Raw genomic sequence first — 20,330 nt, forward strand, 5'->3', positions numbered from 1 at the left:
AGAGCATCCTGAAAAAAATTCTGACATACTTTACGGGCAGGCATAGCGGTGATCCCATTGAATTTGTGGAAGAATCAGTAGATCACATCTTGCTATGTCTGTCTCATTTTTGTGGGGATTCGTCAGGGCTAAAGGGGCTTTTTTCGCCCGGCACTAAGGTGATTATTGAAACTGATTGCTATTTGCATTTAAAATCAGGGCTTCATTTGATAACTGCGATTGTTATGACCACGCTGACTATGCCTTTACCGAAACGCACGCCTGTCGCCATGATGTTGTCCGTTGTGCTCCATGGTGCAGTCATCGCCGGTATTCTCTATGCGTCTTTTCATCAAACCCGAGAACTGCCCAAAGCATCCCAGCCAATCAGTGTGACAATGGTCGCGCCCGAGGTTCAGCCTGAACCCGCAATCACACAACCGACACCGCAACCGGACCCCCAGCCAGCCCCTGAGCCTGTGGCCGAGCCGAAACCCACTCCGGAACCGCCTAAAGCTGAGCCAGTGCCGATTCCCAAACCGGAACCCAAACCGGAACCCAAACCGGAACCCAAACCTGAGCCAAAACCCAGACCGCGGCACCAGCCCAAACATACACAGCCAAAACGCGAAGTAAAACCGCGTGAGGAAGCGAAGCCCCAGGCCAACCCCTTAAAGCAGGATGCGCCTGCAACACAGACTAAGCCTGCGACAGCGCCGAAAGCCACACCGTCAGCGACACCTGCGCAGACGGCCTCAACCGGCCCAAAAGCGCTGAATATCAGCAAGCCAGCCTATCCGCCACGCGCGGCGGCCCTGCGAGTAGAAGGCCGTGTCAGAGTGAAATTTGATGTGGACAGTGACGGACGGGTCGACAACATTGATATTCTGTCTGCGGAACCGCGCAACATGTTTGAGCGCAGCGTCAAACAGGCCATGCGTTCGTGGCGCTATCAGAGCGGTAAGCCCGGTACCGGTCTGACGATGAATATTGTGTTTAAAATTAACGGCGGGGCCAGCCTTGAATAAGGCTTGTGAGGCGTTTCAGCAATGTGAAGTCGGCTAAGCGGGCCCGGACCCACCCGGGTCCGGTTCAGATTCAGCCTGTCTGCGATGTCAGGCTGAACCGCACTCAGGCAGGGGCTGACTGATTATCCCGTCCCGCAGGCAGCTGACGGGGATGGCCTTCATTGTCCACCGCAACATAAATAAAGACCGCTTCGGTTGCGCAATAGGTCTGACCAATAGGCTCAGACGACACTTTCTTAATCCATACCTGCACATTGATCGTCATTGAGCTGTTGCCCGTGCGAATGCACTTTGCGTAGCAACTGACAACATCGCCGACCGCGACGGGTTTTAAAAAGGTCATACCATCCACTCTGACGGTGACGACACGGCCCTCGGCGATTTCTTTTGCCAGAATGGCACCGCCCATATCCATTTGCGACATCAACCAGCCACCGAAGATGTCGCCGTTTGCGTTAGTATCCGCAGGCATCGCGAGCGTCCGCATGACCATTTCGCCCTGGGGCAATTTATGTTTTTCGTCCATTGCGTTGTTTTCTTATGTAATGAATGAAAGGCTGCCCGCACAGACGGGCAGCAGGTTTATTTTTGCTGTTGTTGCGGCATTTTACGCCAGATATAGAGCCCACTCAGTAAGGTAAAGAGTAGCGTCAGGCCGGTCAGCCCAAACACTTTAAAGTTAACCCAGACTGACTGAGGTAACCAAAATGCCACATAGATATTCGCCAGACCACACAATAAAAAGAAGAGGGCCCAGGCAATATTCAGATTGCGCCATACAGTGTTGGGTAACTCCAGCTCTTTTCCCAACATGGTCTGAATTAACGGCTGTTTCATAAACCACTGGCTGAACAGTAACGCCAGCGCAAACAGGCTGTAGATCACCGTGACTTTCCATTTAATAAATTCATCATTATGGAAAACCAGGGTGAGCGTGCCAAACACCGCCACCAGCACAAACGTAAAAATGGTCATTTTTTCAAGCTTGCGATAGAGCACCCAGCTTGCCACCAGCGCCAGGCCGGTCGCGACAACCAGGGCTCCTGAGGCGACGAAGATGTCGTACAACTTATAAAAAATAAAGAAAACCACAAGGGGAAGAAAGTCGAGTAACTGCTTCATAGTCATTCCAGTTAAGGCGGTATTCCCGGCCAGTGCGCCCGAAGGCGCACGGACAATCAACGTAACAGCATATAAAGCCGGTACAGGTAAATTACTAACAGGGTTGAAATCAGATTCCCGATAGCGGTGAAAATCACCGTCGACACGTTCATCGGCAGCACTACTAACGAGGTAAAGAAAAACATCACTGCCAGTTTTGCCAGCAGCCACAGAATAATGGCTGGCGCAATCAGTCTGACGTTTTTCCAGGCCATGCGCATGCTGGCGCGCATGGCGGCGATAACGCCCAGTTTTTCATTTGCCAGAATGATTGGCGACAACGAGAGCACGATGGTAAGCAGCACGCCAGGCACCACCAGAACCATAAAACCCAGTTGGGCGACCAGGGTGATCAAAAAGGTCAGCAGCAGCAGTTTCGGTAATAAAGGCGCGGATGTACCAATGGCACGCAGCGCGCTCACGCGCTGGCCAGACGATACCAGCGGAATCAGGCACAGCATACCGCCCAACAGCAGCGTATTGCCGATAAGGCCTGCAAAAGTACCCGCAGCAGACGCACGCAGCAGAACCTGCTGCTGTTCGGGCGACATGCTCTGCACCATTTCAAACAGCGAGGCACTGCTTATATCGCCTTGCTGCAGGATCGCCATTTGATCGTCACCCGGTGTGAACGCATGTAAAAGCATCACTGTGACAAACGCGGTCAACAGTGACATCAGCACCAGGGTAATCAGTTGATGACGAAAAAAATTTCCTGTGTCACGGTATAACGAGCTTGCCGTGATAGACATGTACACTCCTTGAAAGAACCGGGTTAATTAACCCGTCGATTGTACATGTTCTGGCGGCTCGCTGGCACCCGCAACCGGATAACTTTCTGTCATAACAGGTAAAGATGAGTGAAACAGTGCGGGAAGGCCATAGCGTGCCCGGGCCCGATCGCAACCTTCATTCCCGATCCCGTTTTCGCCGGACATAGCAAACTCCCGGCAGGGCGAGGGGCGGTTCTCATAAATACTGCACGACACGCAGTGGCCGATTTCCCCTTCAAGCGCAATACAGCGCGGCGAACGATCGTTCGTCCCACGCATATTTCGCATCATCAGACTTAAAGGTTCCGTTAATTCTGTGGGAACGGGGCCGCCCGCATCGTCGGCTTCAGCCCAGTAAAACGAGACGCGGAAGTGGGCACAACAGGCACCACAGCTAATACAGGGGTTTGTAGTTTCACTCATTTGATCGCCCGCCACCTCTAAGGCATCGAACCAAAATCACAGGGGGAGATGAGCAAAGTAATGCCGCTCCATTTTTTCGGCAAGCACTATTTGTGTCCGGGATACGGGCATAAAATTGATCTGAGTCAATCCATTGTTTTTTAAATCATTTTTCCGTCTTGATTTAGATGCATTTATAAAAAAATCGCGCTAAACCTGTGCGCACAAAAAAATGATTCAGTGCAGGCACCTTACTTTCTCACAGGAGTGACTATGAAACTGGCTAAATGCACCATGCTGCTGGCGCTTGCGTTACCTCAACTGGCACTGGCCCACCAGGCTGGTGATTTTTTTATTCGCGCAGGTAGCGCCACCGTTCGACCTAACGAAGGCTCGGATAACGTACTGGGTATGGGCGGATTCAGTGCCAGTAATGATACCCAACTGGGTTTAACGTTCACCTATATGGCGACAGACAATATTGGCGTCGAGCTACTGGCCGCCACACCGTTCCGCCATAAAGTTGGCCTTGGCCCAACGGGCACGCTGGCGACGGTCCGGCAATTGCCGCCAACGCTGATGGCACAGTACTACTTCTTTGACAGCCAAAGCAAAGCGCGACCCTATGTCGGCGTCGGCATTAACTACACGACGTTTTACGATGCAAAGTTTAATCAGACCGGTCGTGATGCGGGATTAAGTGATCTCAGTGTGAAAGACTCGTGGGGCATTGCCGGTCAGGTAGGGCTGGATTATCAGATTAACCGTGACTGGCTGCTGAATGCATCATTGTGGTACATGGATATTGATACGAACGTGAAATTTAAATCGGGCGATCAGCAGCAAAATATTCATATGCGTATTGACCCCTGGGTATTCTTCTTTGGCGCAGGTTATCGCTTCTGAAGAAAAAAGGGCCACGCAATGCGTGGCCCTTTTGGGTTTAAAACGGCGTTATTTAATTTGCATGTTATTTACGACTGATCTTACCCCAGCAACGCTTCGGGTCACCTGAACGGCACGGTTAGCCATTTGTGGTGAGCTGACAAAGCCGCTGAGCTGCACTTTACCTTTAAAGGTTTCAACGTTGATTTCGGTTGATTTCAGCGACTCATCTTTTAACAATTCGGCTTTCACTTTGGTGGTAATCACGGTGTCATCAATGTAACCGCCGGTGCCTTCTTTCGTTGGCGTTGGCGCACAGGCGCTGAGTGTTAATGCAACAACAGCCGCGACCATGGCACTTGCCAGCACTTTAAACCATTTCATTGCTTCTCTCCCTGTCACAAATAGGATACGTCGTTACCATAACGGCGCCTGTTAATTGTGGTGCAGAAAATCCGAAATGGGCAAACGGACAGCGAAAAAAAACAGCGAAATCATGCCTTACCGGGCGGTAAGGCATAAGGTGAAGGCTGTTAGCGGGTGGCGGCTTTCATGCGGGAGACAAATTCTTTTAATTCAGTCAGCATCACTTTGGGCTGCGCTAAATTTTTCTCGATAATTTTTACCACGGCAGAACCAGAAATAGCCCCCGCCACGCCGGCATCAATGACTTCTTTTACCTGAGAGGGCTCGGATATACCAAAGCCCTGGAGAGAAGGCGGTGCATGGTACTCACGCATTTTATCGATCAAATGCTTCAAAGGCAGATTAGCACGATTTTCAGCACCGGTGATGCCAGCACGTGAAAGCACGTAGATATATCCACGACCATGTGAAGAAATTTGTCTCAGAAGTTCATCGTCTGCATTTGGCGGACAGAAGAAAATAGGAGCAATATTATGACGCATAGCAGCCTGTCGAAAGGGAGCAGACTCTTCCACAGGGACATCGCCAATTAATACAGAGTCAACGCCCGCTTGTTCACAGCGTTGATAAAATGCGTCGATACCATTATTAAAGACCAGATTTGCATACATCAGCAAGCCAATCGGCAGGTCAGGATATTTTTGGCGAACGCTCGCAATTATCTCAAAGCATTGTGTAGTGGTGGTGCCAGCGGCAAAAGCACGAAGGCCCGCTCCCTGAATTGTCGGTCCGTCAGCAAGAGGGTCCGAGAAGGGGATACCGAGTTCAAGTGCATCGGCGCCACCTTCAACAAGGGCATCAATAATACGTAGCGATAGCTCAGGAGAAGGATCACCCAGCGTTATGTAAGGGACAAACACACCTTCTTTCTTCGCCGCCAGACGCGTAAACAGTCGATCATAACGTTCCATCAAATTTCTCCCTGCGCAGTCAGAATATCGTGAACGGTGAAGATATCTTTATCACCCCGACCAGAAAGGTTCACCACAATCAGCTGCTCTTTCTCCGGCTCCGCCTTCGCCATTTTTAACGCATGGGCCAGCGCATGGGCGGATTCAAGCGCAGGGATAATGCCTTCCGCACGACACAGCGTTTTAAAGGCTGCCAGCGCTTCATTGTCGGTGACGGAAACATAGTCCGCGCGGCCGATGCTGTTCAGATGGGCGTGCTGAGGGCCGACTGACGGGAAATCGAGGCCGGCAGAAATCGAGTAGGACTCTTCGATTTGCCCTTCGCTGGTCTGCATCATCGGGGCTTTCATCCCAAAGTAGATGCCGACCCGGCCGTGTTTCAGCGGTGCGCCGTGCTCACCGGTTTCGATACCGTGGCCCGCTGGCTCAACGCCAATCAGTTTGACGCTCTCTTCCTCGATGAAACCGGCAAACATGCCAATCGCATTGGAGCCGCCGCCGACGCAGGCGATGACGGCGTCGGGCAGACGTCCTTCTTTTTCCAGAATCTGTTTTTTCGTCTCTTCACCGATCATGCGCTGGAACTCACGCACGATGGTCGGGAAGGGATGCGGGCCGGCCGCGGTGCCCAGCATATAGTGGGCGGTTTCATAGCTGCCCGACCAGTCACGCAGCGCCTCGTTACAGGCATCTTTCAGGGTGGCGGAACCGCTGTGAACCGGAATCACTTCGGCACCCATCAGGCGCATCCGAAAGACGTTAGGTGACTGACGCTCAACATCCTTGGCGCCCATGTAGATGCGGCATTTCATGCCCAGCAGCGCACAGGCCAGGGCTGAAGCCACACCATGCTGACCGGCTCCGGTTTCCGCAATAATCTCGTTTTTGCCCATCCGTTTAGCCAGCAACGCCTGTCCCAGTACCTGGTTCGTTTTGTGCGCGCCGCCGTGCAGCAGATCTTCACGTTTCAGGTAAAGGCGGGTTTGAGTGCCTTTGGTCAGGTTACCGCACAGGGTTAAGGCTGTCGGGCGGCCGGCATAGTTTTTCAACAGGTCGGTAAATTCAGCCTGAAACTCAGGGTCTTTTTGGGCGCTGACAAAGGCTTCTTCAAGCTGCTTCAGCGCAGGCATCAGAATTTGTGGCACGTACATGCCGCCAAACTCGCCGAAATAGGGATTAAGTAAAGTCATGGATCTATCCTTTTGTGTGCCCGCCTTCAGGCGGGCCAGTCCAGTCAGTAGGCGCGAAGCGTTCGGAACACCGCCGCAATTTTGCTGGCATCTTTGATGCCTGGCGCGCTTTCTACACCGGAATTAAAATCGAGTCCTGCACAACCCAACTGTGCGGCTTCCACACAGTTATCCGCGCTCAGCCCACCGGCCAGCAGAACATTCTTCAGGTCCTGCCCGTGTAGCAGCGACCAGTCAAAGGTCTGGCCCGAACCGCCCTGACCATTATCGAAAACGTAACGGTCAATATGCGGCCAGTTACGTTCTGGCAACGCGTCGCTGATGCTGAGCGCTTTCCAGATTTGTACCTGTTCAGGCAGTGCCTGATAAAGCGCAGCCACATAAGCGTGGTCTTCATCGCCATGCAACTGCACAGCAGACAGCTGCAATGATTCCACTTTAGTGACAATGTCACTTATTGCCGCATTGCGGAACACACCGACATAGTTAAGCGGGGCACCGGCTATCACGGCACGTGCTTTCTCGGTATCCACCTGACGCGGCGAGCCCTCGGCAAAAATAATTCCGCCGTAAATAGCGCCGGCATCACAGGCCGCGCAGGCATCTTCAGGGCGCGTCAGTCCGCATACCTTGTTGCTGCCCAGGGTGACACGTCGCACCGCAGCATGAAGATCCTCTTCTTCCATCAATGCCGAACCAATCAGGAAGCCATTTGCAAAATGACTCAGTTCACGCACATCGCGGTAATTGTTGATGCCCGATTCGCTGATAACGGTCACACCTTGCCCTAGGCGCGGCGCAAGCTGACGCGTCCGGTTGAGATCAATCGACAGATCGCGCAGGTCGCGGTTATTAATGCCGACCACTTTGGCTTCCAGCGCAATAGCGCGTTCCAGCTCCTGCTCATTGCTGACTTCAGTCAAAACGCCCATCTGCAGGCTGTGTGCGATGGCGGAAAGCTGACGATACTGCTCATCATCCACGACCGACAGCATCAGCAGGATGGCGTCAGCCTGACAAAAACGCGCCAGATAAATTTGATAAGGGTCGATGATAAAGTCTTTACACAGCACCGGCTGCGTAATCGCAGCACTGACGACGGGCAAAAAGGCAAAGTCGCCCTGGAAATATTTTTCGTCGGTTAATACCGAAACGGCAGAAGCATAATGGCGATACACCCCGGCGATCATTTCGGGATCGAAATCATCGCGGATCAGCCCTTTTGAAGGCGAAGCCTTTTTGCATTCCAGAATAAAGGCAGTGCGGGTGCCCTGCAGTGCGTCATAAAAACTACGGCTGGAAGGAACAATGCGCGGCTGGAAGCTCTCCAGCGGTTGCTGCTGCTTACGCGCTTCAACCCAGACGGCTTTGTCTTTCACGATTTTATCTAACACTGTACCCTGCATGATTATCCTCTTGATGCCAGAGCCACCACGCGCTCATAAGCCTGACCGCTACGGATGGCGTTAAGCGCACGCTGTGCATTTTCACGGAGATCTTCATTACCAAACACTTTCAGGAGCATGGCCACATTCACGGCAACCGCCTCCTCATGGGCCTGCTCGCCATTACCCTGGAGTAAACGTGTCAGAATGTCACGGTTTTCTTCGGGCGTGCCGCCTGCCAGCGCGTCTTTAGGATGGAATCCGAAACCAAAATCCTCCGGACTTAACTGATAGCGGGTGATTTCCCCTTCGCGCAGCTCGGCCACCTGTGTCACATCGTGCAGGGCAACCTCATCCATGCCGCCGCCATGTACCACGGCTGCACGCTGGTAGCCTAATACTTTCAGCGTCTGAGCAATCGGCAAGACCAGCTCAGGGCTGTACACGCCAATAACGGCTAACGGTGGGCGCGCAGGGTTGATCAGTGGCCCCAGAACGTTAAACAACGTGCGGGTCTTCAACTGCTGACGCACCGGCATAGCATGGCGAAAGCCCGTGTGGTACTGCGGTGCGAACAGGAAGCAGACATTCAGATCGTCCAGTGCGCGCCGCGCCAGCTCAGCGGGCATATCCAGGTTAATCCCGAAAGCGGCCAGCAGGTCGGATGACCCCGATTTGCTGGATACGCTGCGATTGCCATGTTTTGCCACCTTCAGACCACAGGTAGCGGCGACAAAGGCACTGGCGGTTGAAATATTAATGCTGTTACTGCCATCCCCGCCGGTGCCCACAATATCGGCGAACGCATAATCCGGACGCGGAAACGGTTTGGCATCTTCAAGTAAGGCACAGGCTGCCCCGGCGATTTCCTCCGGGTTCTCGCCCCGGACTTTCATCGCAACCAACGCCGCCGCCAGTTGGGTAGGTTCAAGCTGGCCGGTAATAATGGCGCTGAACAGCTGGTGGCTTTCTGCCTGCGTCAGACTATGCGACTGGTAAAGTTTTTCCAGAATCGGTTGCATTGCGTTCTCCCTGTTACTTCGCCAGCGCCCAGGCAAGTGTCTGTTCAAGCAGACGTGCGCCCTGAGTGGTTAAAATGGATTCAGGATGGAACTGGAATCCGCAAACCCGATCGTGTTCATGACGGACGGCCATCACCATGCCGTTGTAGCTGGCATTGACCGTTAATTCGTCTGGTGTATTGCTGCCCACCAGTGAGTGGTAACGGGCAACGGGAAGAGGATTACTCAGTCCGGCAAACATCGCCTCGCCGTCATGGTTAATGGATGACGCTTTGCCATGCAAAATTTCACCGGCCTGACCGACATGGCCGCCATACGCTTCCACAATCGCCTGATGGCCCAGGCAGATCCCGATAATCGGTAACTTTCCGCGTAGCGCACCCAGCAGTTCGGGCATACAGCCCGCGTCTTTCGGCGCGCCAGGGCCGGGTGACAGCATCAGGACAGGATTGTCCATGCTCTGCAAACGTTCAGTCAGCAAAGCGGCCGGTACGTTGTTGCGGTAAATCACCACGTTGTGCCCAAAGGTGCGTAGTTGATCGACAAGGTTGTAGGTAAATGAGTCGATGTTATCCAGCAGCAGGATGTCAGCCATCAGAAGATCTCCTTGCAGTGATGAGCAGTGGCGATAGCGCGCAGCACCGCGCGGGCTTTATTGCGGCTTTCATCGGCCTCGGCCTGTGGGTTAGAGTCGAGCACCACGCCCGCGCCGGCCTGTACAGTGGCCACGCCGTTTTCCACGTAGGCTGAGCGGATCACAATACAGGTATCCAAATCACCGTTGGCGGTGAAATAGCCGACAGCGCCGCCGTAAATACCGCGTCGGGTGCCTTCGGCTTCAGCGATCAGTTGCATGGCGCGAACTTTAGGCGCGCCGCTCAGCGTGCCCATATTCATGCAGGCGCGGTAGGCATGTAGCACATCCAGATCCTCACGCAATGTCCCCACCACGCGGGAGACCAGGTGCATAACAAAGGAATAACGATCAACCTTGGTCAGATCCGCGACGTAGCGGCTTCCGGGACGACAAATGCGCGCCAGGTCATTGCGTGCGAGATCGACCAGCATCAGGTGCTCGGCCAGCTCTTTATGATCGGTGCGCATTTCAAGTTCGATACGGCTGTCCAGATCGCGGTCCAGCGAGCCATCCGCATGTCGACCGCGTGGACGCGTTCCGGCAATCGGGTAAATTTCGATCTGTCGTGAGGCGGCGTCGTACTTGAGCGAGCTTTCCGGCGAGGCGCCAAAGAGCGAAAAATCCTGATCCTGCATAAAGAACATATACGGGCTGGGATTACTGCGTTTTAACGTATCGTAAGCGGCCAGCGGCGACGGGCAGGGCAGTGAGAAGCGACGTGATGGCACGACCTGGAAGATCTCACCAATACGAATAGCATCCTGCATCTTCCTCACCACATTACAGTATTCTTCATCGCTCTGGCTGGTGGTCAGCGTCATCGTTTCGATCGGCTTGACGGGCAACGCAGGTGCAGGTTGCAGCATTTGTCCGTGTAACTGCTCAATACGGCTTTGCAGACGCTGGAATTCGTGGGTGGACGGACAGAACAGGCTGGCCTGCAGGCGGGCACTGTGTGCCTGGTGATCGAGCACCAGCAGGGTTTCCGCCAGATAGAAACAGTAGTCAGGGCAGCGCTGCTCACTGCTGAGCGTCGGCAGGTCCTCAAAACCCGCGACCAGATCATAGGCAAACAGGCCGCCAACGAACACGGCTTCGCGCTCATCGGCGGGCGAGTTCACTAACTGCGGGATCACACGCAGGGCATCAAACACCGACAGGGCGCGTAAGCGAGAGTCTTCATCTTGCTGATCGTGGGTCGTCGTAAATGTTAACACCCGGCCATCAGGGCGCGATTCATTTTTGATTTCGGCGGGAAGCGCCTCGTCCAGCAGCGGCAGCAGCGCCCGACCATTATCAGACAGGGCCTGCACAGTGACGCAGTTACCCAGCGCGCTGATACGTAGGGCACTGTCGATGATCATCAGACTTTTTAAATTTTCCTTGCTGTCGATATCCGCAGATTCAAGCAGCAGCGTTGACGGGCGTGCGCCGCATAACTGATGAAAAACCGCGGCGGGATCTTCCCGATAAGGGGCGTTACCGGTAATTAACTTCACTGTAGGTTTTGCATTGAGCATGATGATTTCTCTGAATGTCGTCCAAAAAAAAGCCCGCTTGTTGGCGGGCTCAGGTATCTGCACAGGTTTACGCTAAGTGTGCACGACAACGCCGCCCGACCGGGAAACATTGCGCCACCAACCAGTGAAAAGCGTAATAACCATTTTCATAAACACATACCCGTCTGCGGTGAACTTGTGTACTAGTTAACTGGTTCGTGACAAAAATGTCAATACACTTTTTCAGTGACCCATAAAATCGTTATCATGCTGACCTGTTCCATCGCCAGCAGGAGTTGTTTTGAGCGATATCGCCCGTTTTCCGCTTTACGATCTACATAGTCATACACGGGCTTCCGATGGATTGCTATCCCCGCAGGCGCTGGTCGAGCGTGCGGTTGAAATGCGCGTAGGTGTGCTGGCCATTACCGATCACGATACCGTGGCGGGCGTCGCCGAGGCACAGCAGGCCGCATTACGTGCTTCGTTGCCAGTCAATGTCATAGCCGGCGTCGAGATTTCCACGCTGTGGGAAAATCATGAGATCCATATTGTTGGATTAAATATCGATATTCATCATCCCGTCATGACGCAGTTCCTTGCTGGTCAGTATACGACGCGACTGGAACGCGCCCAACGCATTGCTGAGCGGCTTGAAAAAGCCCAGATTCCCGATGCACTGGCGGGCGCCCTGCGTTTAGCTGAAGGGGGGATGATCACGCGGGGACATTTTGCCCGCTATCTGGTTGAGGTTGGCAAAGCGAGCACTATGGCGCAGGTATTCAAAAATTATCTGGCCCGAGGCAAAACCGGCTACGTGCCGCCGCAATGGTGTACAATTAATCAAGCCATTGATGCCATTCACCATTCTGGTGGCTGTGCGGTGCTGGCTCATCCGGGACGCTACGGATTGTCGGCAAAATGGCTGAAACGCCTGATCGCGTATTTTCGCGCTGCGGGTGGTGATGCTATCGAGGTGGCACAATGTCAGCAGGCACCCGATGAGCGTACCACGTTAGCCGGGTACGCCCGGGATAACGATCTGGCCGCATCGCAAGGTTCTGATTTTCATCAACCCTGCCCGTGGATTGAGTTAGGCCGCAAACTGTGGTTACCCGCAGCCGTAGAACCCGTCTGGGAACGCTTTCCCGCACTGGCTCCGGCTGCTGAATGCACGGAAAGGTGATAAGAGGTTTTTATGAGTCAACTGTTTCATATTCATCCGGATAATCCGCAACCGCGTCTGATTAACCAGGCTGTGGAGTACCTGAACAAAGGTGGCGTGATTGTTTACCCGACCGATTCAGGCTATGCCCTGGGATGTCGTCTGGAAGAAAAAGGCGCGATGGAGCGCATTTGCCCTATACGGCAACTGGATGGTCATCATAATTTCACACTAATGTGCCGCGATTTGTCTGAGTTGTCGGTGTATTCACAGGTGGGCAACAGCGCGTTCCGCCTGATTAAAAATAACACGCCGGGCAATTACACGTTTATTCTGAAGGCGACGAAAGAAGTCCCGCGCCGTCTGATGAACGAGAAACGTAAAACCATTGGTTTACGTGTCCCGTCGAATCCAGTGGCCCTAGCGTTACTGGAAGCGCTTAATGAACCGATGATGTCGACATCCTTGATTCTGCCAGGCAATGATTTCACTGAATCTGATCCGGAAGACATTCAGCACAGTATTGGTAAGCTGGTGGACTTAATCATTGACGGCGGCACGCTGGGACAGCAGCCTACCACCGTGATTGATTTGACCAGTGATGCCCCTGAAATTGTCCGTGAAGGCGCTGGCGACACAACGCCTTTTATGTAAGCCAGTCAGGTTTTACGGGTGTCAGGAATCGTCGCCTGTAACCAGTTTTTAAACTGGCCGTAAGGGATATAGAGTGACACATCTTTCAGTATCACTTTCCCGCTACGGCCATTTTTAATTGAATCGGAATACCCGACGATCACGCCGCCGATGGTATCGTCACTATTGAAGACCCCACCGCCAGACATCCCCTGAACCACGCCAGCATTGGAAGCCATCGCGATGCACGGACTTTTATTCCAGAGGTTACGAATGGCGGTGCGTGCGAGATTCACACCTTTTGATTCAACAGGTAGCGCCGAAATATAGCTGTAACCGTACATCTTTACGTGATCGCCAATATCGGTGCTGCGGAAGTGAGCCAGCGTATCAGGCGGATTCTTGTGATAAATAATCGCAAGGTCGCAGTAAGGGTGATAAGACTTCACGCGCTGCACGGCAAATTTTGCCACATGCGCGGCAGTCAGGCTGTATTCAGGCGTCAACGGAATAGTGGTGCCCAGCGTGCCTAAACCCAGAATCGTCGGAATGCCTGTCACGCTCATATCCACGTGCTGCATTGCCGTTCGGCTGTACTCGGTATGGCCCACGGAACAACCGCTCAGCGCCAACGCAATCAACGCTGAACTTACAAAACGTTTTTTCATGGTGGTGTCTTCGCTTAAGCATGCCAGTAAAATCCCTGGTGAAGATTAAAGACATGCAAATTAAAGCTCATCGTGAGCCGTATTAACGCAGCGTTTCCCGATGCGCCAGTATTAAGATTAATAACAACCCTTTAGCGTGCTGCAATTTAATGCCCGGGTCAGAAATAACTGACACCGTACGGGGCTTTGTTGAATAATAGGTAATCATTCTGTTTTGTCTGCACTGTTTTGGTAGAAAACGCTGATGCCAGACAGAACACCGTCATACGCAAGCATGTAACGCATTGATTTTATGTTATCTGAAACAACCGTTTTCATAGTACCACAGCATAAAATCCATTTATTCAACAAAGCCACCGTACGGATTAAAATCTGCTCACTGTCCGGTCGCATAATGTGTTATCGGCAATAGATTGCAATAGTCCAATTTTTTTTAACTTTACGAGGGTAGAAAAAAAGTCATTGCGGACTTAATGATAAAAAACAGGGTGATGACCACCTTATTATTCTTTCATTATCGGCTGATGAATAAAATTGTACAGTGATTTTTATGTTGTATAGCTTTTCCCGACGCAACCTGTTGATAATAGAGTAAACAGGGTGCATTGAAGATGCGAGGCGGGCTAACAGAGGGCTGCCGGGGCCCACAATGATTTTATTTGACTTAAGTAGCGGTGTTTTGTTTTTATTTTTTGTAAACAGCCACAAAAATAAAACTGTTTAGCGCGCCGACTGAGTGTGAGCCGTTAATGAAAAGTATCAGGGGCTTTGTTGAATAAATGGATTTTATGCTGTGGTACTATGAAAACGGTTGTTTCAGATAACATAAAATCAATGCATTACATGCTTGCGTATGACGGTGTTCTGTCTGGCATCAGCGTTTTCTACCAAAACAGTGCAGACAAAACAGAATGATTACCTATTATTCAACAAAGCCGGTTTATCCTGAATGTAATGGATATGGAATGATGGATAACCTTATATCAACCCGGCAGGCACTCAGGTTGCGTTGCGTTTGCTACTGGCATTACGACGAGCGGGTCTGCCACTGGCCTGGCTGTGACGTTTCACGGCCCGACGAATCTGATTGGCTTTTGTACGACGGCGATCTTTCTCAACCGCCAGTTTGGTGACGGTTTCGTCATCCATTCCTACCAGATTGCGCAGATAATTGACCGCTGGCAGATCCAGTTCCATCCAGCCACCGCGTGGTACACCTTTTGGCAAGGTGATGTCGCCATAGCGGACACGCATCAGGCGGCTGACCTGTACACCCACGGCTTCCCATAAACGGCGAACTTCACGGTTGCGTCCTTCAGTCAGGGTGACGTTGTACCACTGGTTGATGCCTTCTCCACCCGCAAAACGCAATGTTTTGAACGCTGCCGGACCATCTTCCAGTTGCACACCTTTACTGAGCTGACGAATTTTGTCATCGTCAACCTGGCCAAACACGCGCACCGCGTATTCACGTTCCACTTCCCGGCTGGGATGCATCAGGCGGTTAGCCAGTTCACCATCCGTTGTAAAAAGCATGAGTCCACAGGTATTCACGTCAAGGCGGCCAACGGCAATCCAGCGCGAACCGCGCAGGCGCGGCAGACGATCGAAGACCGTAGGCCGCCCTTCAGGATCGCTGCGTGTGCAGAGTTCACCTTCAGGTTTATAATACGCCAGCACACGGCACACTTCTGTTGCAGATTCAGCAATCGATACCAGATGGCCATCAATACGGATTTTCAGGGCTTTATTGTTTTCGATGCGATCGCCGAGTGTGGCAAGCTTACCGTCAACGCTCACGCGTCCGGCCGCAATCATCGCTTCAATTTCACGACGCGAACCGTGACCGGCACGCGCTAAGACTTTTTGTAACTTCTCGCTCATGGAGCTACCTCATTGTCGCCTTCCCAGGCGTCGTAATTTCTTAATAATCAATGGGTTATATTGACTGTTGGAGGGTATTATAACCGATGTACAACACAATGTAATCCCCTTTGTTGTCCAAGATGTTACTCAATATTAGACGTAAAAAAGCCGCTTCTGAGAGCGGCTTTTATATTTAGTTAAAGCTTGTAGAACTGTCTAAGGCGAACGTCATATTGTCCATATGATTTGTCAGTGCCAAATCCATCTTCGTATCAAACAGGTTTCCAAACTCTCCAGTATTCATCTGCAACTGTATCTGGCCTCCCATGCTCAGTTGCAATGGTGGCATACTCATTGAGAATGGATTGCCGTTCTAGTAATTCTGACCAAGGCTGGCACCAGTGAACATCGAAGCATTTGAAATTGGGTTGGTATAACCTGAGCTGAGTCCTGTTGTCTGATTATCACCAAATAAACCCCTTGCCCCATTGATAGCAGTCCCAAGCCATGAATCGTTGTAATAGAGTCCGCTACTGTTCACGTCTTGCTTCGTTCCAAAATGAGAGTTTAGCCAGTTAACAGCCCCTGCCAGTGCCGCTGCCAGTTGAACAAGATGTCCTGTAGTCTCGCCAGCAAAGGAGCCTAAATCTTTAATAACAGGCTTTAATTGTACAAATGCGTCCTCTAGACTTTCCGCACTCATGCCCGTTTTCTTGAGACCATCCGCATAGCTGGCTGCAAACTGATCGCCCATAGCGTTGGAGACTGTCTCTGCTGTCTGGCCAAGTTGGCCTAACCACTTTACAGCCTCCTGCTGTGCATCGGTTAATAGCAACCCCTTCTGTGCGATTTGCTGCATGGCTTCTACAACGTACTGGCCGTTATCACCAATGGATTTACTCACAAAGGAAAAGTCATTCACACTTTCAGAAAGTGCAGTAAATTCCTGCTCAGTTAGTTTAGCACTTTTCTTGAAGTTATTAAGGATGATGCCTAACTCGACAGGGCCTTTGGCAGATTTTAGTGTGTTAACCGCTTCATCACGGCCATACCCACCACGTGTTGTCATAATGTTTGCCCAAGCACTAAGTTCCCCACCGCCAGAATAATTCCACTCACCTGTTTTCTTATTCTGCTTCCACTGACCTTGTGAAAGCTGGCCCTGTTTGTCCTAGACATCTTTGGATATGTCGGCCAGCTTATCATCTGACAGGTCGAATCCGGTGCGTTGCATCACACTTCTTTTTAAGGCCATGGCAGAAAGTGGATCGAGGCCCATACTTTGCATTTTCATGCGGCCCTGTTGCCGCTCTACTGCGCCACTTACAGCTTCCCGAGTGGCATTGACGGCAAAGTATCCGGCACCACCAATTCCGAGTGCAGAGCCTAACGGAGAGCCTAAGAGAGCACCTAACGCAAGAGTGTTGCTGTTCCCCTTGCGTGGTTGCTTTCCTTCAATGCGTGCTGCACGGCGAGCCTGACGAGCTTGAGCTGAGGTATTAAGGCTATAAAAAAGCCGCAACATCGTCTGTTGCGGCTTTTTACTTTCTGGCTGACGCTCCCGGGCATCTTACCGGTGGAAGAGGGGAAACGCGCCGGTTACTAAGCCGCCCGCCATCAGCACCAGGCTAATCAAAATCCCCCATTTTATGGCAAAACGTTGATGGTCACCGATATCCACTTTGGCCAGACCGACTAACAGATAGACCGACGGCACCAGTGGACTCAGCAGATGGAAGGGTTGGCCCACAATGGAGGCTCGGGCAATTTCTTCTGCTGAAATGCCATAGCTGGCGGCCGTCTGCGCGATGACAGGCAGAATGCCAAAGTAGAAAGCATCGTTGGACATAAAAAAGGTAAACGGCAGACTGATCAGGGCGGTAAATAGCGCAAGATAAGGTCCGAAACTGTGCGGAATAAAGGCCAGCAGGCTTTTCGCCATGGCGTCCACCATGCCGGTACCTGACAGTATGCCGGTAAAAATACCTGCCGCAAAAATCAAGGCAGTCACTGCCAGCACATTACTGGCGTGTGAACCGATACGGGCTTTTTGCTCTTCAAGCGAGGGGTAATTAAGCATGACGGCAATTGCAAAAGCCAGCATAAACAGAATCTGGATGGGCATGGCACCCACCACCAGAAGCACCAGCAGTACCGTGGTCAGAATAAAGTTTGGCCAGAACATTTTGGGCCGGCGATTTGCTGCGCATTCGTCTGCATCACCCAGGCCCAGTTCGATATTATTCAGATGGTCGTCGCTGATGCGCATGACGCCCAGACGTTTACGTTCCTGTAGCCCAAACACGAAGGCCAGACCGACAAGAGCAACACAGGCGATAAGGATGGCCGGTAGCATGGGAATGAATATATCCAGCGCATCAATGCGCAGCGCGGCCGCCGCGCGGGCTGTGGGGCCTCCCCACGGCGACAGGTTCATGATGCCGCTGGCCAGGTTAACCAGGCAGGTCATTGCCAGCACATTCATGCCCAGTTTCCGGTAGAGGGGAAGAAACGCGGCAATGGCAATCATATAGGTGGTGGAACTGTCGCCATCCAGCGAGACCAGCAAGGTTAATACAGCGGTACCGACCAGCACTTTAAGCGGGTCGCCACGCACAATTTTCAGGATGAAACGCACCAGCGGATCAAACAGTCCGGCATCGATCATCAGGCCGAAATAGAGAATAGAAAACGTCAGCATCACTCCCGTTGGAGCCAGCGTTTTGACCCCGTTCAGCATCATTTCCCCAAGTCCGTGATAAAACCCGCCGATAAGCGCAAAAAGCGTCGGGATAAGAATGAGCGCGATTAGCGCTGACATGCGTTTGGTCATGATCAGATACATGAAACAAACCACCATCGTAAAGCCCAGTATGGTCAGCAAAATAAGAGCCCTCTTATTGGCAAAAGTTATTCAATTGTTATCAGAAAGAACATTTAATTATGGAATCGATTAGCACGGTAATGATTAACCTGTTGATTTGATTAACCACGCGCAATGGGATGATATTAAAGCTAAATATTTTTTATCATTTATTTAACATTGAAGAGTGATCCCGATCGGTTTTACGTCTCTCAACGGTAAAAATATGTGATTGAGATCAATCATGGCGGCGGCGGATGACGCCGGTTTTCAGGCAGGGTTTCTGGAAAAGGCGCGTAAAACGTTTCGCAAAATTAACATGAATGGAAAATAAAAGCGGGAAAAGCCCTGAGGACCAGCTGTGCCAGGCTGCAATGACAATAAGCGGGCATGCAGGCCGATAAACAGGGAAAAGGAAGTACAGAGGGGGCACTGCGTAAGATAAGCAGGCCGGATGCATAAGGGCAGCCAGCCTACGGTAAAGGCTACCAGTCTATTCCCTGCTGTGCCTTGATACCGGCGTCAAAGGCATGTTTCACCGGACGCATTTCCGTCACGGTGTCAGCCATATCCAGTAAGGTGCGATGGCAACCCCGACCCGTAAGGATGACGCTTTGGTGGGCAGGACGGCCTTGCAGAGCGGTTACCAGCTCGTCGAGTGGCAGATAATCCATACTGATCATGTAGGTGATCTCATCCAGAATCACTAAATCAAGCGTGTCATCCGACAGCATGCGTCTGGCATGTTCCCAGACGGCCAGGCAGGCCGCTGTATCGGTCTGGCGATTTTGCGTTTCCCAGGTGAAACCCGTGGCCATTACCTGAAACTCCACCCCGTGCCGGGCCAGAAGGTTGCGTTCGCCGTTGGGCCATTCTCCCTTAATGAACTGAATGGCCGCGGCACGTTTGCCATGCCCGCAGGCGCGTAGAGCCGTGCCAAACGCAGCGGTGGTTTTCCCTTTACCGTTTCCGGTAAACACCATCAAAATGCCTCTGACTTGCTGAGCGGCAGCAATGCGGGCATCCACCTGTTCTTTCAGACGCTGTTGCCGCTGTTGATGACGATCGCTGGTCATTACTCTGCGGCCCCGGGTTTTCTGCCTGGCTGCGCATCGAAGCTCATACCGGTTTTACGGCGGCTGTCATCGCCCATTAAATAGAGGTAAAGAGGCATGATATCGGCAGGCGTTTTGAGTTTACCGGCGTCTTCCTGAGGAAACGCACTGGCGCGCATTTTCGTACGCGTACCACCAGGATTAATACAGTTAACCCGCAATGCCTGATTTTTATACTCGTCGGCCAGCACCTGCATCATGCCTTCTGTGGCGAACTTTGATACCGCGTAGGCACCCCAACCCGCGCGCCCGGTACGGCCCACACTTGACGTCGTGAATACCAGCGAGCCGCTTTCGGATTTGAGCAGCAACGGCAATAGCGCCTGGGTGAGGTAAAACGTGGCATCAACATTAATTTTCATGACCTGTTGCCAGATTTGCGGATCCAGGTCGGCCAGCGGAACAATCTCACCTAAGATACTGGCGTTATGTAACACACCATCCAGACGGGAGAATGTTTGCGCCAGTTCCTGCGCTAGCTGCGCACAGCGTGCCGGCGTGGCGTCTGAAAGATCCAATACCACCGAATGGGCAGGGCGCTTGTTCAGTTGGTTTATCAACGCTTCTGTCTGCTGCAGCTTTTCAGCGCTGCGCCCCAGTAAAATCACCTCTGCGCCGAAGCGTGCGTAGGTCAGGGCCGCTTCGCGTCCAATGCCGTCAGAGGCACCCGTCACCAGGATAATGCGATGGGCAAGTAGATCATCTTTCGGTTGATAATGCAT

At 52.2% G+C, this 20,330-nt stretch carries 20 protein-coding genes, 1 pseudogene and 1 other annotated feature; of the genes and pseudogenes, 4 read left to right on the forward strand and 17 right to left on the reverse strand.

Annotated elements, in window-relative coordinates; genetic code table 11:
* Positions 1-224: 224 nt before the first annotated feature.
* The gene (tonB, locus tag F7Q90_RS09340; protein WP_006119365.1) at positions 225-1,007 is read left to right on the forward strand and encodes a TonB system transport protein TonB; all 783 of its coding nucleotides are present in this window, start codon (positions 225-227) and stop codon (positions 1,005-1,007) included.
* 103 nt (positions 1,008-1,110) lie between these two features.
* Here tonB and yciA read toward each other — a convergent pair whose 3' ends face one another.
* The 4 genes from yciA to F7Q90_RS09360 are packed head-to-tail and all read right to left on the reverse strand — an operon-like array spanning position 1,111 to position 3,364.
* On the reverse strand, positions 1,111-1,533 hold the full coding sequence (gene yciA, locus F7Q90_RS09345) for an acyl-CoA thioester hydrolase YciA (protein WP_006119364.1): 423 nt from the start codon (positions 1,531-1,533) through the stop codon (positions 1,111-1,113).
* A gap of 56 nt (positions 1,534-1,589) precedes the next feature.
* A complete protein-coding gene (locus tag F7Q90_RS09350) occupies positions 1,590-2,129 on the reverse strand; it encodes a septation protein A (RefSeq protein ID WP_006119363.1) in 540 nt (179 codons plus the stop codon).
* 56 nt (positions 2,130-2,185) lie between these two features.
* Positions 2,186-2,920, reverse strand: coding sequence for a YciC family protein (locus F7Q90_RS09355; RefSeq protein WP_006119362.1), 735 nt, complete (start codon positions 2,918-2,920; stop codon positions 2,186-2,188).
* A 27-nt stretch (positions 2,921-2,947) separates the two neighbouring features.
* Complete coding sequence (locus F7Q90_RS09360) at positions 2,948-3,364, reverse strand: YkgJ family cysteine cluster protein (protein WP_006119361.1); 417 nt, start codon at positions 3,362-3,364, stop codon at positions 2,948-2,950.
* 252 nt (positions 3,365-3,616) lie between these two features.
* On the opposite strand from F7Q90_RS09360, the gene ompW reads away from it, so the two are divergent.
* A complete protein-coding gene (ompW, locus tag F7Q90_RS09365; RefSeq protein WP_006119360.1) occupies positions 3,617-4,249 on the forward strand; it encodes an outer membrane protein OmpW in 633 nt (210 codons plus the stop codon).
* 48 nt (positions 4,250-4,297) lie between these two features.
* On the opposite strand, the gene F7Q90_RS09370 is transcribed toward ompW, so the two are convergent.
* The 6 genes and pseudogenes from F7Q90_RS09370 to F7Q90_RS09400 form a co-directional block, all read right to left on the reverse strand.
* The gene (locus tag F7Q90_RS09370; RefSeq protein WP_006119359.1) at positions 4,298-4,612 is read right to left on the reverse strand and encodes a BON domain-containing protein; all 315 of its coding nucleotides are present in this window, start codon (positions 4,610-4,612) and stop codon (positions 4,298-4,300) included.
* Between the two features lie 149 nt (positions 4,613-4,761).
* Entirely contained in the window at positions 4,762-5,565 is an 804-nt protein-coding gene (trpA, locus tag F7Q90_RS09375) for a tryptophan synthase subunit alpha (protein WP_006119358.1), read from the reverse strand.
* On the reverse strand, positions 5,565-6,755 hold the full coding sequence (gene trpB / locus F7Q90_RS09380; RefSeq protein WP_006119357.1) for a tryptophan synthase subunit beta: 1,191 nt from the start codon (positions 6,753-6,755) through the stop codon (positions 5,565-5,567). Before trpB ends, trpA begins: the two co-directional genes overlap by 1 nt.
* Positions 6,756-6,799: 44 nt before the next feature.
* Positions 6,800-8,161, reverse strand: a complete 1,362-nt coding sequence (gene trpCF, locus F7Q90_RS09385) for a bifunctional indole-3-glycerol-phosphate synthase TrpC/phosphoribosylanthranilate isomerase TrpF (protein ID WP_006119355.1) — start codon at positions 8,159-8,161, stop codon at positions 6,800-6,802.
* 2 nt (positions 8,162-8,163) lie between these two features.
* Positions 8,164-9,757, reverse strand: a pseudogene (gene trpD / locus F7Q90_RS27130) (bifunctional anthranilate synthase glutamate amidotransferase component TrpG/anthranilate phosphoribosyltransferase TrpD).
* Positions 9,757-11,319: an anthranilate synthase component 1 gene (locus F7Q90_RS09400; RefSeq protein ID WP_006119351.1), complete on the reverse strand. Its 1,563-nt coding sequence runs from the start codon at positions 11,317-11,319 to the stop codon at positions 9,757-9,759. Before F7Q90_RS09400 ends, trpD begins: the two are co-directional and overlap by 1 nt.
* Positions 11,320-11,342: 23 nt before the next feature.
* Positions 11,343-11,445, reverse strand: a sequence feature (Trp leader region).
* A 154-nt stretch (positions 11,446-11,599) separates the two neighbouring features.
* On the opposite strand from F7Q90_RS09400, the gene rnm reads away from it, so the two are divergent.
* Both rnm and F7Q90_RS09410 read left to right on the forward strand, forming a co-directional pair.
* Positions 11,600-12,484, forward strand: coding sequence for an RNase RNM (gene rnm, locus F7Q90_RS09405; RefSeq protein ID WP_006119350.1), 885 nt, complete (start codon positions 11,600-11,602; stop codon positions 12,482-12,484).
* 12 nt (positions 12,485-12,496) lie between these two features.
* A complete protein-coding gene (locus F7Q90_RS09410) occupies positions 12,497-13,117 on the forward strand; it encodes an L-threonylcarbamoyladenylate synthase (protein WP_006119349.1) in 621 nt (206 codons plus the stop codon).
* 5 nt (positions 13,118-13,122) lie between these two features.
* Here the strand turns inward: F7Q90_RS09410 and F7Q90_RS09415 are convergent, their stop codons facing one another.
* The 7 genes from F7Q90_RS09415 to F7Q90_RS09450 all read right to left on the reverse strand — a co-directional run bounded on the left by F7Q90_RS09415 (position 13,123) and on the right by F7Q90_RS09450 (position 20,330).
* The gene (locus tag F7Q90_RS09415; protein ID WP_006119348.1) at positions 13,123-13,764 is read right to left on the reverse strand and encodes a hypothetical protein; all 642 of its coding nucleotides are present in this window, start codon (positions 13,762-13,764) and stop codon (positions 13,123-13,125) included.
* Between the two features lie 999 nt (positions 13,765-14,763).
* Positions 14,764-15,648: a 23S rRNA pseudouridine(2605) synthase RluB gene (rluB, locus tag F7Q90_RS09425; RefSeq protein WP_006119347.1), complete on the reverse strand. Its 885-nt coding sequence runs from the start codon at positions 15,646-15,648 to the stop codon at positions 14,764-14,766.
* A gap of 355 nt (positions 15,649-16,003) precedes the next feature.
* A complete protein-coding gene (locus F7Q90_RS09430; protein ID WP_044242041.1) occupies positions 16,004-16,699 on the reverse strand; it encodes a hypothetical protein in 696 nt (231 codons plus the stop codon).
* Positions 16,700-16,801: 102 nt separating this feature from the next.
* Positions 16,802-17,155 (reverse strand): hypothetical protein, encoded by a 354-nt coding sequence (locus tag F7Q90_RS09435; RefSeq protein WP_006119346.1) that lies wholly within the window; start codon positions 17,153-17,155, stop codon positions 16,802-16,804.
* A 45-nt stretch (positions 17,156-17,200) separates the two neighbouring features.
* The gene (locus F7Q90_RS09440) at positions 17,201-18,514 is read right to left on the reverse strand and encodes a CitMHS family transporter (protein ID WP_006119344.1); all 1,314 of its coding nucleotides are present in this window, start codon (positions 18,512-18,514) and stop codon (positions 17,201-17,203) included.
* A 464-nt stretch (positions 18,515-18,978) separates the two neighbouring features.
* On the reverse strand, positions 18,979-19,569 hold the full coding sequence (gene cobO, locus F7Q90_RS09445) for a cob(I)yrinic acid a,c-diamide adenosyltransferase (protein ID WP_151160859.1): 591 nt from the start codon (positions 19,567-19,569) through the stop codon (positions 18,979-18,981).
* Complete coding sequence (locus F7Q90_RS09450) at positions 19,569-20,330, reverse strand: YciK family oxidoreductase (RefSeq protein ID WP_006119341.1); 762 nt, start codon at positions 20,328-20,330, stop codon at positions 19,569-19,571. The genes cobO and F7Q90_RS09450 overlap by 1 nt, the downstream gene beginning before the upstream one ends.

The organism is Pantoea stewartii subsp. stewartii (assembly GCF_008801695.1).
In the GTDB taxonomy this organism is placed as follows: domain Bacteria; phylum Pseudomonadota; class Gammaproteobacteria; order Enterobacterales; family Enterobacteriaceae; genus Pantoea; species Pantoea stewartii.

Coding starts and splice junctions, on each gene's coding strand:
- tonB (WP_006119365.1), top strand. CDS start 225: ATGACCACGCTGACTATGCCTTTACCGAAACGCACGCCTGTCGCCATG.
- yciA (WP_006119364.1), bottom strand. CDS start 1,533: ATGGACGAAAAACATAAATTGCCCCAGGGCGAAATGGTCATGCGGACG.
- F7Q90_RS09350 (WP_006119363.1), bottom strand. CDS start 2,129: ATGAAGCAGTTACTCGACTTTCTTCCCCTTGTGGTTTTCTTTATTTTT.
- F7Q90_RS09355 (WP_006119362.1), bottom strand. CDS start 2,920: ATGTCTATCACGGCAAGCTCGTTATACCGTGACACAGGAAATTTTTTT.
- F7Q90_RS09360 (WP_006119361.1), bottom strand. CDS start 3,364: ATGAGTGAAACTACAAACCCCTGTATTAGCTGTGGTGCCTGTTGTGCC.
- ompW (WP_006119360.1), top strand. CDS start 3,617: ATGAAACTGGCTAAATGCACCATGCTGCTGGCGCTTGCGTTACCTCAA.
- F7Q90_RS09370 (WP_006119359.1), bottom strand. CDS start 4,612: ATGAAATGGTTTAAAGTGCTGGCAAGTGCCATGGTCGCGGCTGTTGTT.
- trpA (WP_006119358.1), bottom strand. CDS start 5,565: ATGGAACGTTATGATCGACTGTTTACGCGTCTGGCGGCGAAGAAAGAA.
- trpB (WP_006119357.1), bottom strand. CDS start 6,755: ATGACTTTACTTAATCCCTATTTCGGCGAGTTTGGCGGCATGTACGTG.
- trpCF (WP_006119355.1), bottom strand. CDS start 8,161: ATGCAGGGTACAGTGTTAGATAAAATCGTGAAAGACAAAGCCGTCTGG.
- F7Q90_RS09400 (WP_006119351.1), bottom strand. CDS start 11,319: ATGCTCAATGCAAAACCTACAGTGAAGTTAATTACCGGTAACGCCCCT.
- F7Q90_RS09410 (WP_006119349.1), top strand. CDS start 12,497: ATGAGTCAACTGTTTCATATTCATCCGGATAATCCGCAACCGCGTCTG.
- F7Q90_RS09415 (WP_006119348.1), bottom strand. CDS start 13,764: ATGAAAAAACGTTTTGTAAGTTCAGCGTTGATTGCGTTGGCGCTGAGC.
- rluB (WP_006119347.1), bottom strand. CDS start 15,648: ATGAGCGAGAAGTTACAAAAAGTCTTAGCGCGTGCCGGTCACGGTTCG.
- F7Q90_RS09430 (WP_044242041.1), bottom strand. CDS start 16,699: ATGACAACACGTGGTGGGTATGGCCGTGATGAAGCGGTTAACACACTA.
- F7Q90_RS09435 (WP_006119346.1), bottom strand. CDS start 17,155: ATGTTGCGGCTTTTTTATAGCCTTAATACCTCAGCTCAAGCTCGTCAG.
- cobO (WP_151160859.1), bottom strand. CDS start 19,569: ATGACCAGCGATCGTCATCAACAGCGGCAACAGCGTCTGAAAGAACAG.
- F7Q90_RS09450 (WP_006119341.1), bottom strand. CDS start 20,330: ATGCATTATCAACCGAAAGATGATCTACTTGCCCATCGCATTATCCTG.